Source organism: Bradyrhizobium sp. 191 (genome assembly GCF_023100985.1).
GTDB lineage: Bacteria > Pseudomonadota > Alphaproteobacteria > Rhizobiales > Xanthobacteraceae > Bradyrhizobium > Bradyrhizobium diversitatis.
In genome coordinates, this window is sequence record NZ_CP064692.1 from 3,559,855 (window position 1) to 3,574,903 (window position 15,049).

Genomic DNA, 15,049 nt, shown 5'->3' on the forward strand with positions numbered 1-15,049 from the left:
ATGAGCGCGCCATTCGTTCTGGCCGTTCCCTCCAAGGGCCGCCTGCAGGAAAACACCGAGGCCTTCTTTGCCCGTGCCGGCCTCAAGCTGTCGAAGGCCGGCGGCGCCCGCGACTACCGCGGCACGATCGCAGGTCTCGACAATGTCGAGGTCGCCTATCTCTCGGCGAGCGAGATCGCCTCGCAACTCGCCCGCGGCTTCGCGCATCTCGGCGTCACCGGCGAGGACCTGGTGCGCGAGAACATCGCCGATGCCGACAAGCGCGTGTCGCTGATAGAAGGGCTCGGCTTCGGCTATGCCGACGTCGTCGTCGCGGTGCCGCAGGCCTGGATCGACGTCCGCACCATGGCGGACCTCGACGATGTCACCACCGGCTTCCGCGAGCAGCATCACATGCGGATGCGGGTCGCGACCAAGTTCGTCAACCTCACCCGCGGCTTCTTCCAGGCCCACGGCATCACCGATTACCGCATCGTCGAAAGCGCAGGCGCAACGGAAGGCGCGCCGGCAGCCGGCAGCGCCGAGCTGATCGTCGACATCACCACTACGGGCGCAACGCTCGCCGCCAACGGCTTGCGGGTGCTCGACGACGGTACAATCCTGCGCAGCCAGGCCAATCTGGTGGCATCCAAAGGGGCCGACTGGTCGCCGCAGGCGCGAGAGACGGCGCGTGTCATCCTCGATCACATCGCAGCGCGGGCGCGGGCCAACAAGTATCGCGAAGTCCGCACCCGCTTCCGGCAATGCGACGCCGCCCTGCTCGGCGAGGCCCATAGCCGATACGGTGTCGAGGCGCCGTTCGGCGGTCCGACTTCGTCAGGCATGCTGACGCTGCACTGCCCGCCGGGTCAGCTCTATGCGCTGGCGAGCTTCCTGCGCGAGCATGGCGCCGAGACCGTCTCGGTGGTCTCGCTGGACTACGTGTTCGATCGGGAGAACCCGCTGTTCGCCAAGCTCGCGGCGTTCCTCGGGCAGTGAGCCCGGGGTTCGTTCAGCATGGCGACAGCAAGCGGCAGCTACCATATGCTGTCGAGAACATCTAAACGCCTCTGGAACCTTGATCGATGACGCTGGGCTCTGACGTATCAGGCATGACGACCACCGCAGCGAGCGCCGCTGCGAAGGGGCTGTCGATAGTCGTCCCCGTCTACAACGAGGCGGCGGGGCTCGCTGCCCTGCATCAGCGCATCTGCGATCTCGCAAAGACGCTGCGGCAGCGCTATCGGCTGACTTGCGAGGTCGTCTACGTCGACGACGGCAGCAAGGACGCGACGCTGTCGATCGCGCGGTCTCTGCCGGCCGACGCGGTCGACGTCCAGGTCGTGTCGCTGTCGCGCAATTTCGGCAAGGAGGCCGCGCTGATGGCGGGCCTCGACCATGCCCGGCTCGGCGCCGTCCTGTTCATGGACGGGGACGGCCAGCATCCGCCGGCGCTGATCGAACAGCTGGTGCGGCACTGGATCGATGACGGCTATGACGTCGTCTACACCGCCAAGGCGCATCGCGACAACGAACCCTTCTTGCGCCGGGTCGCGGTGCACGGCTTCTACGCGCTGATCAATTGGGGCGCACGCCAGAAGATTCCCGAGGACGCCGGCGACTTCCGCCTGCTCTCGCCGCGCGCGGTCGCCGCGCTCAGGCAGTTGCCGGAACGCAACCGCTTCTTCAAAGGCCTCGCCAGCTGGATCGGCTTTCGCCAGATCCGCGTCGACTACGAGCCTGCGGCGCGCGCCCATGGCGTCACCACCTTCAACGCCGCAAGCCTGCTCGGCCTCTCGATCGAGGGCCTGACCTCGTTCTCGGTGGCACCGCTGCGCTTCGCCAGCCTGCTCGGCGTCATTCTCGCCGGAGGTGCCTTCCTGTTCGGCCTGACGATCCTCTGGGAGGTGTTCACGACCGGCAAGCAGGTGCCCGGCTATCCCTCGCTCGTGATCGGCCTGATGACGATCGGCGGCGTGCAGCTCATCATGATCGGCATCGTCGGCGAATATATCGGCAAAATCCTGTCCGAGCTGAAGGCGCGCCCGATCTACTTCGTCGCCGAGCACAGCGAGAAGCACTCCGAGGCCGGCAAGGCCGAGGACCCTTCAAGCCAGGACGCCGCGAACAGGACGGCGGCCGAATGAGCGCGGCCGCGGGCCCGCGGCGAATCTGGCTCTGCGCCGACGATTACGGCATCAGCCCCGCCGTCAACCGCGCCATTCGCGACCTGATCGAACGCGGCCGCCTCAACGCCACCTCGGTGATGATGGTGGGTCCGGCGATCGCGCGCTCCGAGATCGAGGCGCTCCAGTCCGCCGCGAAGACGAACCCGCACTGCACGATCGGATTGCACGTGACGCTGTCGGCGCCGTTCCGGCCGCTCACCATGCATTTCCGTCCGCTCGACGGCGACATGTTCATGCCGTTTCCGAAGCTGCTGCGCGCGGGCGTTTTGCGACGGCTCGACCGGGAATTCTTCCGCAACGAAGTCAAGGCGCAGCTGGCAGCCTTCATGGAAGCGTTCGGACGCGCTCCCGACTTCGTCGACGGCCACCAGCATGTGCAGCTCTACCCACAGGTCCGCGACGGCTTCGTCGATGCGGTGGTTGAGACTGCGCCGGGCGCCTGGGTGCGTCAGGGCGGCCGCGATTTGCCGCTCAGGCAACGGCTGGCCTCACCAAAAGCCATGGTGCTCGACAGTCTCAGCGCGCAATTCCGCCGCCGCGCCGGCAGCGCCGGCCTCAGCTTCAACCCCGGCTTCGCCGGCGCCTATGATTTCACGCGCGACGCCGATTTCGGCGCGCTGATGCGGCAGTTCCTGGAGGGCCTTCCCGACGGCGGCCTCGTGATGTGCCATCCCGGCTTCGTCGATGACGTCCTCGCCGGCCTCGACCCGATGACCGATGTCCGCGAGCGCGAGCATGCTTATCTCGCCAGCGACGCCTTCGCGCGCCTGCTGACAGACAGCAACGTGACACTGGGATGAACACGGCGAAAAGCGGGCCAGGAGGCAGCTTGTCGCATACGGAAATTTAATCCGGCCGGCACTGTTGGGGCCACAATGGAACCCTACATCTCCTGCGCGCTTGATTTTGCGCGAAGGAGACAGATCATGACGCCGCAGGAACGCCAGCTCGTCGACGACCTTTTCGACCGGCTTTCAAAGCTGGAAAATGCACCGCGCGATCCCGATGCGGTCGCCGCGATCTCCGACGGCCTGCGCAAGGCGCCCGGCGCCGTCTATGCGCTGGTGCAGACCACACTGCTGCAGGACGAAGCGCTGAAGCGCGCCCATCATCGCATCCAGGAACTGGAGGCCGCCCAGGCGCCCGAGCCCGCCCAGTCCGGCGGCTTCCTCGACACCATGCGCGACTCGCTGTTCGGCGGCAGCCCCTCGCGCGGCTCGGTACCGAACGTGCCGCCGCGTGAGCAGCGACCGGTCTGGAACACCGGCCAGGCGATGCAGCAGACGCAGCCGGGCTACGGCCAGCCGCCTTATGGACAGGCTTACGGCCAAGGACCGGTGCAAGGACCTGGACAAGGGCCGGGACAAGGTTATGGTGCCCCGCCCGCGGGCGGAGGCGGCGGCTCGTTCCTCGGCACCGCGGCCGCGGCCGCGGCCGGCGTCGTCGGCGGCTCGCTGCTGCTCTCCAGCATCCGCGGCATGATGGGTGGGTCGCATCAGCAGGCCTTCGGCGACACCAACGCCTTGGGCGACCGCAGCGCTGGTGGAAGTCCTTGGGGCGGCGGCGACCAGTCGGGCGGATCGCTGTCGCGCGATGCCGGCCTCAACGACATCGGCTCGAACCAGGACTCCCGCCAGGGCTTCTTGGACCAGGCCTCGAACGATCGCGACAACAACGACCAGAACTACGACGACAATCGCGACGACAACATGGACATGGCCGACGACAGCGATTTCGGCGGCGACGACGGCGGCAGCGATTACGCGTGACGCCGTCTGGTAACCGCGCAAGCAGGAACGGCCGCCCAAGAGGCGGCCGTTTTCATTTTCCAACCCTTGCTCAGAACCTCTTCCTTCTCCCCTTGTGGGAGAAGGTGGCGCGAAGCGCCGGATGAGGGGTATCCCTCTCCCACAAGGGGAGAGGGCAAAGCGAGCATCACATCACCACGACCTTGGTGCCGACATTGACGCGGCCGTAGAGGTCGATGACGTCCTCGTTGCGCATGCGGATGCAACCGGAGGAGACGTTGGTGCCGATGGTCCAGGGCTCGTTGGAGCCGTGAATGCGGTAGAGCGTCGAGCCGAGATACATCGCGCGGGCGCCAAGAGGATTTTCCGGACCGCCTTCCATGTGCCGGGGCAGATCGGGACGGCGCGCCAGCATTTCCTTCGGCGGCGTCCAGTCCGGCCATTCGCGCTTGGCGGTGATCGACTTCACGCCGGACCAGGTGAAGCCGGGACGGCCGACGCCGATGCCGTAGCGCATCGCCCTGCCGTTGCCCTCGACGAGATAGAGAAACTTGTTCGGCGTATCGACCACGATCGTGCCGGGACTTTCGTTGCCGTTATAGTCAACGAGCTGTTTCTCGAATTTCGGATCGAACGGACGCTGCCGTGGATCGATCGCCTCCTGCTGGAGAGCTGCGCCTTGCATCTGCGGCTCGCCCATCGGCGGCAGGCGACGCTGATCGTAATAGGCCGGCTGCTGCTGATACACCGGCTGCTGCGGCGCGTAGGCCGGACCGCGACCGGGACCATCGCCGAACAGGAACTCGATGAAGCCGCCACCCATGTTCGAATTGGAAGCGACGCGCACCGGCGCCGGCGGCACCTGCGGCGCGTAGAGCACCGCGGGCGGATCGTTCGGCACGCTGTTGTCGAAGGCGCCGGCACCGTTGGTGCCGGCCATGAAGGTGCAAGCGCTGCCGAGCAGCGCGACAGACATTTTCTTGAACATCGACGTACTCTGTACTGTTTCGTCTAGATCACATGCGTCGCGGAAGCTGCCTGGCTGATCGGCGCCGGCGACGTGGTCAATAAAGAGCAAAAGCCGTTTCGTTTGGTAAACGCATCGGGCGTTTGGATTCACCACGTCGCGAATGGCGGCGCAATTTGGCGATCAGCGTTTATTTTCCATGAACGCCGCGCGTCCATGGTTAATCGCTTCTTCGCGGAGCGTCGCTCGCGGGCCGCCTGGCAGTTCCCGCTGTGAACTTCGTGTTAAATCGCTTGTGCCTACAAAGACGCGTGAATGAGGTGGGGGAGTTTCCTGATGGCTGTTCACCGCAAACGTTTTCGTGTCGAGGATATCGTCGGTGGCGAGATGCCCATTCCAGATGTAGTTGAAGAGGCCCCCCCGATGCATAGCGAGATCATGGCCGAGCTGCGCGCGATCCGCGCACAGATGGCGAAGGGTGACGCCCCACTGTCCGGCAGCGCAGCCATGGCGGCGATCGACGCCTCGACGGCCCACGAGCTGGCCGAAGCGCGCACCATGCTCGATACCTACCGGGCACAGATCGAGCAGTGCGAGAAGCTGAAGGTCGAGCTCGACCTCATCCACGATGCCATCGATCGCACCAAGCGCGAGATCGCGACGCTGCACGGCAAGAGCTTCGACGGCGGCGAGATGGCCAAGGTCAATGGCGAGCTCGGCGCAGTGGTCGGCGGCACCGAGCAGGCGACCCAGCAGATCCTCGAAGCCGCAGAATCGATCGACCAGGCCGCCAGTGCAATGTCCAAGGTGGACTCGGCCGATCAGCAGAAGCGGCTGGCCGACGACATCCAGGAACGCGTCATCTCGATCTTCGAGGCCTGCAACTTCCAGGACCTGACCGGCCAGCGCATCAGCAAGGTCATGACCACGATGAAGTTCATCGAGCAGCACATCAATGCGATGATGGACATCTGGGGCGGTGTCGACGCCATCAAGGCCCATGTGCCCGCGCATGTCGACAGCCGCAGCGACGACGAGAAGCTCCTCAACGGCCCGAAGCTCGCCGGCGACGTCGGCCATGCCTCGCAGGACGACATCGACGCGCTGTTCGACTGAGCGGACGCGGATTTCGGAAAATGAAAACGCCGGCGCGAGCCGGCGTTTTTTGTTTTGTAAGGCCAACCGCGGGGCACCCTTCCCTTCTCCCCTTGTGGGAGAAGGTGGCGCGCCGGATGAGGGGTTGCTTCAGCAAACTGGACTGCGAGATTTTCACTCGCGGAGAGATACCCCTCACCCGTCTCGCCGCTTCGCGGCGAGCCACCCTCTTCCACAAGGGGAGAGGGTAAGAGACATCACGCCCTCGGCGCGCAGCGGACGTAGACCATGTTGCCGTAGCGTGTGGCGGCGTCCTTGTCGATGAAGCGGGTGATCAGGACGCGGCCGTCGAAGGAGATGATCTCGCGATCCTGTTCGCCGGGGGTCGGCCCCGCCGGTCCGATGTAGTTCTTGCCGCTCGGCGAGCCCTTCAGCCGCAGTTCCTGCGGCGTCGCCTGGTCGGCCAGATGCATGATCACGCCGCCGGAGGAGCCCGCGGTGATGACATAGGGGTTCTTGCACTGCGCCCGGGCGGCAGCCTCGGTGCGGGCGCGGTCGGCCGGGTTCTGGAACGAGGCGAGACCCCAGCGGCCGACGATCTCGTCCGCGCGGATGGTGGCGGGCATTTCCGGCGCTGTGCCGGGTTCGGCTTCGGGCGGCGGAGAGGATGACGAGAAGGACGGCAGGCTCATGCCGCCGCCACAGGCGCCCAGCAACAGCGCCAGACAGGAGGCTGCCGCCAGATTGGCAACCGTGCGCGCGTGAGCTGAACTGATCATGGCATTCCCCCGAACAAGACGACGGCCGCACCCCTCCCGCAGCCAAGCGCAAAACCGCTGCCGGAGCAATGACGTCCTGCTGTACGCCGGCGCCCCGAACGAGTTTCCAATGCCACCATCCTATATCCGCCTCAACAATCGCTTAACCACCTTTGCTTGACAGGATCGCGGCCAAGCCATATTTCCGGGCGCACTATTAGCACTCGGAAAGCCCGATTGCTAAGCGCGCCGTTCAGTCTCTCAGGGAGAGGGTGGACGGACGCGCCGCCCCACCGACTTCCACTCCTTCCGAAGCGAGCCTCCAAAGGGAAACGTCATGGCTAAATCCAAATTTCGTCCGCTGCATGACCGTGTCGTGGTCAAACGTATCGACGCCGAGGAAAAGACCAAGGGCGGCATCATCATTCCCGACACCGCCAAGGAGAAGCCGTCGCAGGGCGAGGTCGTCGCCGTCGGGCCCGGCGGCCGCGACGAGACCGGCAAGCTGATCCCGATCGACCTCAAGGTCGGCGACCGCGTACTGTTCGGCAAGTGGTCGGGCACCGAGGTCAAGATCGACAACGAAGAGCTCCTGATCATGAAGGAGTCGGACATCATGGGCGTGCTGGCCTAAGGCCATCTGCCTGAACGGCCGCTGAATGCTCCATCGTCATCCCCGGGCTTGCCCCGCCGAAGCGGCTACGGCCGTGCAGGCCGGACAAGCCCGGTAAGACGGAGAGAGCGCAGCAGGAAACAGCACGAACAAGACACATCACGAAACACGAGGGATTGCAGACATGGCTGCCAAAGACGTCAAGTTTTCCGGAGACGCGCGCGACCGCATGCTGCGCGGCGTCGACATTCTCGCCAACGCCGTCAAGGTGACGCTCGGCCCGAAGGGCCGCAACGTCGTCATCGAGAAGTCGTTCGGCGCGCCCCGCATCACCAAGGACGGCGTCACCGTCGCCAAGGAGATCGAGCTCGAGGACAAGTTCGAGAACATGGGCGCCCAGATGCTGCGCGAGGTCGCCTCGAAGACCAACGACACCGCCGGCGATGGCACCACCACCGCGACCGTGCTGGCGCAGGCCATCGTGCGCGAAGGCGCCAAGGCGGTTGCCGCCGGCATGAACCCGATGGACCTCAAGCGCGGCATCGACACCGCGGTCGCGGCCGTGGTCAAGGACATCGAGAAGCGCGCCAAGCCGGTCGCCGCCTCCTCCGAGGTCGCCCAGGTCGGCACCATCTCGGCCAACGGTGACGCCGCCATCGGCAAGATGATCGCCCAGGCGATGCAGAAGGTCGGCAACGAGGGCGTCATCACCGTCGAGGAGAACAAGTCGCTCGACACCGAGGTCGACATCGTCGAAGGCATGAAGTTCGACCGCGGCTATCTCAGCCCCTACTTCGTCACCAACGCCGAGAAGATGACCGCCGAGCTCGAGGATGCCTACATCCTCCTGCACGAGAAGAAGCTCTCGGGCCTGCAGGCCATGCTGCCGGTGCTGGAAGCCGTGGTGCAGTCGGGCAAGCCGCTCGTCATCATCGCCGAGGACGTCGAGGGCGAGGCGCTGGCCACCCTGGTCGTCAACCGCCTGCGTGGCGGCCTCAAGGTCGCGGCCGTCAAGGCGCCGGGCTTCGGTGACCGCCGCAAGGCCATGCTGGAGGACATCGCGATCCTCACCGGCGGCCAGCTCATCTCCGAGGAGCTCGGCATCAAGCTCGAGAACGTCACGGTGAAGATGCTGGGACGCGCGGGCAAGGTGGTGATCGACAAGGAAAACACCACGATCGTCAAGGGCGCCGGCAAGAAGCCCGACATCGAGGCGCGCGTCGGCCAGATCAAGGCCCAGATCGAGGAGACCACCTCGGACTACGACCGCGAGAAGCTCCAGGAGCGCCTCGCCAAGCTCGCCGGCGGCGTCGCGGTGATCCGCGTCGGCGGCGCCACCGAGATCGAGGTCAAGGAGAAGAAGGACCGCGTCGAGGACGCGCTCAATGCCACACGCGCTGCGGTGCAGGAAGGCATCGTTCCCGGCGGCGGCGTCGCGCTGCTCCGCGCCAAGAAGGCGGTGGGCCGTCTCACCAACGCCAATGACGACGTCCAGGCCGGCATCAACATCGTGCTGAAGGCACTGGAAGCCCCGATCCGCCAGATCTCCGAGAACGCGGGCGTGGAAGGCTCGATCGTCGTCGGCAAGATCCTGGAGAACAAGTCCGAGACCTTCGGCTTCGACGCCCAGACCGAGGACTATGTCGACCTGGTCGAGAAGGGCATCATCGATCCCGCCAAGGTGGTGCGCACCGCGCTCCAGGACGCCTCCTCCGTGGCGGGCCTGCTGGTGACCACCGAAGCCATGGTCGCCGAGCTGCCGAAGAAGGAAGCTGCGCCGGCGATGCCGGCCGGCGGCGGCATGGGCGGCTTCTAGGCTCCGTTCCATTGCAGTATTGCGAAGGCCGCCTCCGGGCGGCCTTCTTTTTTGCCGACCCTGCCTCTTCGCTTTCCAATTCAACCGGCAGCCAAAAACCACTACGGTGGCGCCGATTCTAACTGTTTGGGTATGATCCTCTCGGAAAACCGCTTCACACTTTTCCGGATCATGCCCGTTGCCCGAGGTCTTCGTCGATGCGCGCGCTTCCGGTTTGTTCGACTGCCCTTCTGGCGGCTCTGCTCGCCGTCTCGCCCGAATTCGCCTCCGCCCAGATGAAGCTGTCGCCGAAGGCGACGGCGCCGGGCGGCATCGAGACGCGCTATTTCACCTCGATCGACGGGCTGATGGACGGCAATGCCGACGTGATCCTGAAGGAGACGCGCCAGGGCAAGACGGTCACCGCGGCGGTGCTCGACGTCTGCTACCCGATCGCGAAAAACTCCGACCGCAAGGACCGCTTCGTCGTCAATCTCCAGGTCGCCGGCCAGACGCTGACGGGAACGACGCAGAGCATCAGTGAGAAGTCGCCGATCAGCGTCAAGCTGACGCGCAAACAGTCCGGCGACACGTTCGAGTTCCGCGGCCAGATTGCGGTCGGCCAGGCGGTGACCGAGGTCACCTCGCCCGACAATTCCGATCTCAGCGAAAGGGAATTTCTGGACAACCAGACCTCCGACGACGGCATCACGCCGCAGCCGAAGGATTTCACCGACGTCTCGCCGGAGGCGATCGCAGTCAAGGTCAAGCTCGACGCGGCGACCGACTTCCTGAAGAGCCTGAAGGGCCAGGAGGTCGAGGTGACGCTGACCAGCCTCACCGTCGGCTGCGACGCACTGCGCGCAGGCGAGCAGACCATCAACATGTCGGTCGATCCCGAGCGCGCCGGCGCGCTGCTGGCGAAATTCAAGGCGATGCCGGGCGTCACGGCCGCAGGCTGGACCGCGGGCATGACCGAGATGGACCGCACCATCCGCTTCCCCGCCGCGGACTGGCGCGAGGGCGACAAGATCAACAAGGGCAAGCTCGCGACCGCGGTGGCGAGCGTGCTGAGCAGGACGCTCGCCGCAAAGCCGGTCTCGCAGAACTTCGACCCGGCCACCGGCAAGCTCAAGCTGGTGTTCAAGCGGCCGAACCAGGATTTTCCGGCGCTCGATCTCACCGACACGATCGAGGTCGCAGGGCTCGTGTCGCCGGACAAGCCCGGCACCACCGACAAGCTCATGCTCTGGATCGGTAGCCCCGCGACCACGACCGCCGACGAGAGCAGCGGTGCCAAGCTCAATCTGTCCGACGACGCGAGCCTGGACGAAGAAGGCGATCTGCCTGACGACAACGGCTCGATCGAGGCGCTTGCCAAGGAGCTGAAGGGCCAGCGCTGGGACGCCGACAAATCGGAGTGGAAGTGACGTAGTCATTCCGGGGCGACGCGTCAGCGTCGAACCCGGAATCTCGCGCTACAATCTCGAGATTCTCAGGTGCGCAACTGCGCACCATAGTCGCGCTATGCGCGCCCCGGAATGACCTGACGTTCAATTCCCCGTCGTCCGAAAGTGCAGCGGCTTGGGGCCGATCAGCGTCAGCACGTCGCCCTGGCGCCTCCAGGTTTCGACGCTGCCGAGCGCGGCCACGAGTTCGTCGTCGGCCTGCGCCTTCGCCGGCGGACAGGAACGGTCCTGGATCTGGCCGGGAACGAAGATCACGGTGTTGCCGGCAACCGAGAACTGGCCCTTGCCGCCCTTGCACCAGAGCTCCAGCACGACTTCGCCATGGTCGCCGATCTCGATGTTCGGAATCCGCTTCGAGCCCGCTTGCGGCAATGCTTCGAGCGTCATCTCGGTGCCGAACGGGAAACCGTCCTCGGCACGCGCGAGCGTGGACATCGCGAGCATTGCAACTGCCGCACACACCAATCGCTTGAGCAAAACCATGAGACCTCTCGACCGACCTGATTTGCGGCACCTTCTATAAGATGGCGATGCCATTGAGAAGGTTCGCCCAGATGCAAAAAATCCCCGCGGGGGCGAACCTCGCGGGGATTTGCCTCGAACGAGGCGCAGGCGGCTATTTCAGGACCATCGCCGTGAACGGCCAGACATAGGCCTGAAGCGTCACGAGCACACCGACGAGGCACGCCAGCACGATCGAGTGCCAGAACACGAAGCGCAGGATGGTGCCCTCATGCCCGTACCAGTTGGTCGCGGTGGAGGCGACCACGATCGACTGGGCGTCGATCATCTTGCCCATCACGCCGCCGGAGGAGTTCGCCGCGCTCATCAGGATCGGCGACAGGCCGAGTTGCTCGGAGGTGATCTTCTGGAGGTTGCCGAACAGGATATTGGACGACGTATCCGATCCCGTCAGCGCCACGCCGAGCCAGCCGAGCAGCGTGCCGAAGAAGGGATAGAGCACACCGGTCGCGGCAAAGGCGAGACCCAGCGTGGCATCGACGCCGGACAGGCGCGTCAAGGTGCCAATCGCGAGCATGGCCGAGATCGTGATCAGCGAGATCGCGCACAGACGTATGGTGCGGCCATACTCTGCCACGAGCCGGCCGGGACCGACGCCCATCAGAACGCCGGAGATGATCGCCGCGATCAGCATGCCCGTGCCGGTGAACGACAGGTATGTGAAGCTGAACACCGCAGCCTCTTTCGTCGGCCCTGGCGCGACCGGCGGCATCTTGTTGATCATCTGGTGCAGCTCGGGCACGGGATAGTTCCAGACGAAGATCGAGTTCGCCCAGCCCTTGAAGGCGCCGTTGCCCCAGATCAGCATCACGACGCAGACGATGATCCACGGCAACAGCGCACTCAAGAGTTCGCTTTGCGTCAGCGGCGTCTTGTCGAGCGGCTTTGCCGCCGCCATGGTGGCGGCCGATTCATCGTGTCCGCGCAACGCCGGCGAGAGCCAGAGCTGCTTCGGTTGCCACACCTTGAGGAACAGGATCAGGGCCCCCATCGAGATCAGTGAGGCGCCGATGTCGACGATCCAGGGATTGATGTAGTTCGAAATCACGAATTGCGGGACGGCAAACGATAAGCCGGTGACGAGGATCGCCGGCCAGACGTCCTTCATGCCTTTCCATCCGGCGAACGCCCACACCACCCAGAACGGCACGATCAACGAGAAGAACGGCAATTGCCGGCCGACCATCGCGCCCAGGATGTAGGGATCGAGCCCGGTGACGGAGGCGAGGCCCTGGATCGGCGTGCCCAGCGCGCCATAGGCGACCGGGGCGGTGTTGGCGATCAGCGACAGGCCGGAGGCTGCGAGCGGCGAGAAGCCGAGCCCGATCAGCACGACGCCGGTGATCGCGACCGGCGTGCCGAAGCCGGAGGCGCCCTCGAAGAACGCGCCGAACGAGAACGCGATCAGCAGCAATTGCAACCGCCGGTCCTCGGTGACGCCGCCGATGGCGCGCTTGAGCAATTCGAAGCGGCCGGTGCTCACCGTCACCTGGTAGAGGAAGATGACGTTGAGGACGATCCAGCCGATGGGGAAGAACCCGGTGACGATGCCCAGCACCGAGGCGCGGATCGACATGTTCGCGGGCATGGTGAAAACGAAGATCGTGATCACGTTGGTCACGATCACGGCGATGATGGCCGCGATATGCGCCTGGACGCGGCCGCTCGCGATCAGGACCAGCAGCGTGACGACGGGCACCGCCGCCGCGATGGTCGACAGCACCGGGCTGTTGAGCGGATCATAGATTTGATTCCACATGGACTTTCTCCCCACGCATGTTGCGACAGGCGGCCCGCGTGGGGAGCCGTCCTGCTTGACGCTGAAAGTGAAAACCCCGAGCTGGACGCCAATTCCTCGCGAATGCAGGCGGTTCCCGTCCGCTCACAAGCTCGCGAAATCCAGATCCACCCTGCCCCGGGCCATCGAAGCCCATGCTAGGGTTGCGGGCTGCGGCAATCCAACGCAAATTGCAGATCTTGCGACTTTAGTCTAAGCGCGCCCGTTTCCGCCATCGCCTCATGTGTTTGGCTCTGGGCCGCTATGCACATCTCCCGAGGAGACCCTGCTCTGTGAAGAACATTAGCGCCACGCTCGCGATCGTCTGGCGAATCGCCATCCCTTATTTCCGATCGGAAGACAAATGGGCCGGCCGGGGCCTGCTCGCCGCCGTGGTCGCGATGGAGCTGGCACTGGTCGCGATCGACGTGCTCGTCAACCAGTGGCAGAACCGGTTCTACAGCGCGCTCCAGACCAGCGACTGGGACACCTTCGTCAGGGAGATCTGGATCTTCGTCGCGCTCGCGTCCACCTATATCGCGCTGGCTGTCTACAAGCTTTACCTGAACCAGTGGCTCCAGATTCGCTGGCGGCAATGGCTCACCCGGCATTATCTTGGCGAATGGCTTCGGGGCGCCACGCATTACCGCATGCAGCTCAAGGGCGATGCGGCCGATAACCCGGACCAGCGCATCACCGAGGACGTCAAGAATTTCGTCGAGCAGACCCTGACCATCGGGCTCGGCCTGCTCTCGTCGATCGTGACGCTGTTCTCATTCGTCATCATCCTTTGGGGCCTATCCAACGCCGCGCCGCTACGCCTGTTCGGCACCGATCTCATGATCCCCGGCTATCTGTGCTGGGGCGCGCTGATCTACGCGATCTTCGGCACCGCGCTGACGCACTGGATCGGCGCGCCGCTGGTCAACCTCAATTTCGAGCAGCAGCGCTACGAGGCCGACTTCCGCTTCAATCTCGTCCGCGTCCGCGAGAATTCCGAGCAGATCGCGCTGCTCAGGGGTGAAGGCGCCGAACGGGCCCGCCTGCTCGATCGCTTCGGCTTCGTGATCGCCAACTGGTACGCCATCATGAGCCGGACCAAACGCCTCACCGCGTTCACGGCCAGCTATCAGCAGGCCGCAGTGATCTTTCCGTACGTGCTGGTGGCGCCGGCCTTCTTCGCCAAGAAGATTCAGCTCGGCGACATGATGCAGACCGCATCCGCCTTCTCCAGCGTGCAGGGCGCGCTATCGTTCTTCGTCACGGCTTACCGGTCACTCGCGGAGTGGCGCTCGATCGTTGCGCGCCTCGATGGCTTCGAGATGTCCGTCGATTCAGCCGCGAACCTGCCGGCACATGAGCCTGCCATCGCGCTGGAGGTCGCCGGCGGCGGCCGCCATATCGACCTCGAGCAGCTCTGCGTGAACCTGCCCAACGGCACGCCGCTGGTTGCCGCCAAGGCCTTCACCATCGAGACGTCGGAGCGCGTGTTGGTGACCGGACCGTCCGGCTCCGGCAAGTCCACGCTGTTCAGGGCCATCGCCGGCATTTGGCCGTTCGGTACCGGCACGGTTGTCATCCCCGAGAAGGCAAAGCTGATGATGCTGCCGCAGCGGCCCTATTTTCCGGTCGGCATGTTGCACGATGCCGTTGTCTATCCGGCAGCGCCCGGCGCGTTCGGCGCCGCGCAAGTGCGCGATGCACTGATCGCCGTCGGGCTGCCAGACCTTGCCGAGCGGCTGAGCGAGGACGGCCACTGGAACCGGATGCTGTCGCTCGGCGAGCAGCAGCGCCTGGGGCTTGCGCGCGCGCTGTTGCATGTCCCGGACTATCTGTTCCTGGACGAGGCCACGGCGTCGCTGGACGAACCCTCCGAAGCCCGGCTCTACCGGCTGCTGGCAGAGAAGCTGCCGCACGCCACCATCGTCTCGATCGGCCACCGCTCGACGCTCGACGCCTTCCACACGCGCAAGGTGGCGCTGGTGAAGGACGGTGCGATTCACGTCCTCGGCGGCGAACGGGCTGCAGCGGAGCCAAGCCCGGCGCGTTGAGGCGCAAAGGGGCACGGCGCCCGCCTCCTCTCGTGTCCCGGACAAGCCACAACGCCCTTCAGCGTTGAGGCGCAGAGCCGGGACCC

At 65.1% G+C, this 15,049-nt stretch carries 13 protein-coding genes; 9 read left to right on the forward strand and 4 right to left on the reverse strand.

Features of this window, described 5'->3' with window-relative positions; translation table 11 throughout:
- From hisG to IVB23_RS16510, 4 genes are all read left to right on the forward strand, one after another.
- Entirely contained in the window at positions 1–978 is a 978-nt protein-coding gene (hisG, locus tag IVB23_RS16495) for an ATP phosphoribosyltransferase (RefSeq protein WP_131869139.1), read from the forward strand.
- A gap of 86 nt (positions 979–1,064) precedes the next feature.
- Positions 1,065–2,126 carry a glycosyltransferase family 2 protein gene (locus IVB23_RS16500; RefSeq protein ID WP_247804273.1) on the forward strand — a complete coding sequence of 354 codons (1,062 nt, stop codon included), beginning with the start codon at positions 1,065–1,067 and terminating at the stop codon, positions 2,124–2,126.
- Positions 2,123–2,968 (forward strand): ChbG/HpnK family deacetylase, encoded by an 846-nt coding sequence (locus IVB23_RS16505; protein WP_247804274.1) that lies wholly within the window; start codon positions 2,123–2,125, stop codon positions 2,966–2,968. Before IVB23_RS16500 ends, IVB23_RS16505 begins: the two co-directional genes overlap by 4 nt.
- 126 nt (positions 2,969–3,094) lie before the next feature.
- Positions 3,095–3,937 carry a DUF2076 domain-containing protein gene (locus IVB23_RS16510; RefSeq protein ID WP_247804276.1) on the forward strand — a complete coding sequence of 281 codons (843 nt, stop codon included), beginning with the start codon at positions 3,095–3,097 and terminating at the stop codon, positions 3,935–3,937.
- A 166-nt stretch (positions 3,938–4,103) separates the two neighbouring features.
- Here the strand turns inward: IVB23_RS16510 and IVB23_RS16515 are convergent, their stop codons facing one another.
- Complete coding sequence (locus IVB23_RS16515; RefSeq protein WP_061879000.1) at positions 4,104–4,904, reverse strand: L,D-transpeptidase; 801 nt, start codon at positions 4,902–4,904, stop codon at positions 4,104–4,106.
- Between the two features lie 315 nt (positions 4,905–5,219).
- Between IVB23_RS16515 and IVB23_RS16520 the strand changes: the two genes are divergently transcribed.
- Positions 5,220–5,999: a protein phosphatase CheZ gene (locus IVB23_RS16520; RefSeq protein WP_247804277.1), complete on the forward strand. Its 780-nt coding sequence runs from the start codon at positions 5,220–5,222 to the stop codon at positions 5,997–5,999.
- Between the two features lie 236 nt (positions 6,000–6,235).
- On the opposite strand, the gene IVB23_RS16525 is transcribed toward IVB23_RS16520, so the two are convergent.
- A complete protein-coding gene (locus tag IVB23_RS16525; RefSeq protein ID WP_061879002.1) occupies positions 6,236–6,757 on the reverse strand; it encodes a hypothetical protein in 522 nt (173 codons plus the stop codon).
- Between the two features lie 316 nt (positions 6,758–7,073).
- Between IVB23_RS16525 and IVB23_RS16530 the strand changes: the two genes are divergently transcribed.
- The 3 genes from IVB23_RS16530 (at position 7,074) to IVB23_RS16540 (ending at position 10,574) form a co-directional block, all read left to right on the forward strand.
- Entirely contained in the window at positions 7,074–7,370 is a 297-nt protein-coding gene (locus tag IVB23_RS16530) for a co-chaperone GroES (protein ID WP_025033779.1), read from the forward strand.
- Between the two features lie 163 nt (positions 7,371–7,533).
- Complete coding sequence (gene groL, locus IVB23_RS16535) at positions 7,534–9,165, forward strand: chaperonin GroEL (protein ID WP_197968943.1); 1,632 nt, start codon at positions 7,534–7,536, stop codon at positions 9,163–9,165.
- Between the two features lie 197 nt (positions 9,166–9,362).
- Positions 9,363–10,574, forward strand: coding sequence for a hypothetical protein (locus tag IVB23_RS16540; RefSeq protein WP_247804279.1), 1,212 nt, complete (start codon positions 9,363–9,365; stop codon positions 10,572–10,574).
- Positions 10,575–10,697: 123 nt separating this feature from the next.
- On the opposite strand, the gene IVB23_RS16545 is transcribed toward IVB23_RS16540, so the two are convergent.
- A complete protein-coding gene (locus IVB23_RS16545) occupies positions 10,698–11,096 on the reverse strand; it encodes an META domain-containing protein (RefSeq protein ID WP_197968945.1) in 399 nt (132 codons plus the stop codon).
- 133 nt (positions 11,097–11,229) lie between these two features.
- Positions 11,230–12,894 (reverse strand): L-lactate permease, encoded by a 1,665-nt coding sequence (locus IVB23_RS16550; RefSeq protein WP_247804281.1) that lies wholly within the window; start codon positions 12,892–12,894, stop codon positions 11,230–11,232.
- Positions 12,895–13,205: 311 nt separating this feature from the next.
- Here IVB23_RS16550 and IVB23_RS16555 point away from each other — a divergent pair, with 311 nt between their 5' ends.
- Positions 13,206–14,963, forward strand: coding sequence for an ABC transporter ATP-binding protein/permease (locus tag IVB23_RS16555; RefSeq protein WP_247804283.1), 1,758 nt, complete (start codon positions 13,206–13,208; stop codon positions 14,961–14,963).
- Positions 14,964–15,049 lie beyond the last annotated feature (86 nt).

Excerpts from the sequence above, each read along its gene's own strand:
- IVB23_RS16505 (WP_247804274.1), top strand. The coding sequence starts at position 2,123 with ATGAGCGCGGCCGCGGGCCCGCGGCGAATCTGGCTCTGCGCCGACGAT.
- IVB23_RS16510 (WP_247804276.1), top strand. The coding sequence starts at position 3,095 with ATGACGCCGCAGGAACGCCAGCTCGTCGACGACCTTTTCGACCGGCTT.
- hisG (WP_131869139.1), top strand. The coding sequence starts at position 1 with ATGAGCGCGCCATTCGTTCTGGCCGTTCCCTCCAAGGGCCGCCTGCAG.
- IVB23_RS16530 (WP_025033779.1), top strand. The coding sequence starts at position 7,074 with ATGGCTAAATCCAAATTTCGTCCGCTGCATGACCGTGTCGTGGTCAAA.
- IVB23_RS16550 (WP_247804281.1), bottom strand. The coding sequence starts at position 12,894 with ATGTGGAATCAAATCTATGATCCGCTCAACAGCCCGGTGCTGTCGACC.
- IVB23_RS16540 (WP_247804279.1), top strand. The coding sequence starts at position 9,363 with ATGCGCGCGCTTCCGGTTTGTTCGACTGCCCTTCTGGCGGCTCTGCTC.
- IVB23_RS16525 (WP_061879002.1), bottom strand. The coding sequence starts at position 6,757 with ATGATCAGTTCAGCTCACGCGCGCACGGTTGCCAATCTGGCGGCAGCC.
- IVB23_RS16515 (WP_061879000.1), bottom strand. The coding sequence starts at position 4,904 with ATGTTCAAGAAAATGTCTGTCGCGCTGCTCGGCAGCGCTTGCACCTTC.
- IVB23_RS16500 (WP_247804273.1), top strand. The coding sequence starts at position 1,065 with ATGACGCTGGGCTCTGACGTATCAGGCATGACGACCACCGCAGCGAGC.
- groL (WP_197968943.1), top strand. The coding sequence starts at position 7,534 with ATGGCTGCCAAAGACGTCAAGTTTTCCGGAGACGCGCGCGACCGCATG.
- IVB23_RS16545 (WP_197968945.1), bottom strand. The coding sequence starts at position 11,096 with ATGGTTTTGCTCAAGCGATTGGTGTGTGCGGCAGTTGCAATGCTCGCG.
- IVB23_RS16520 (WP_247804277.1), top strand. The coding sequence starts at position 5,220 with ATGGCTGTTCACCGCAAACGTTTTCGTGTCGAGGATATCGTCGGTGGC.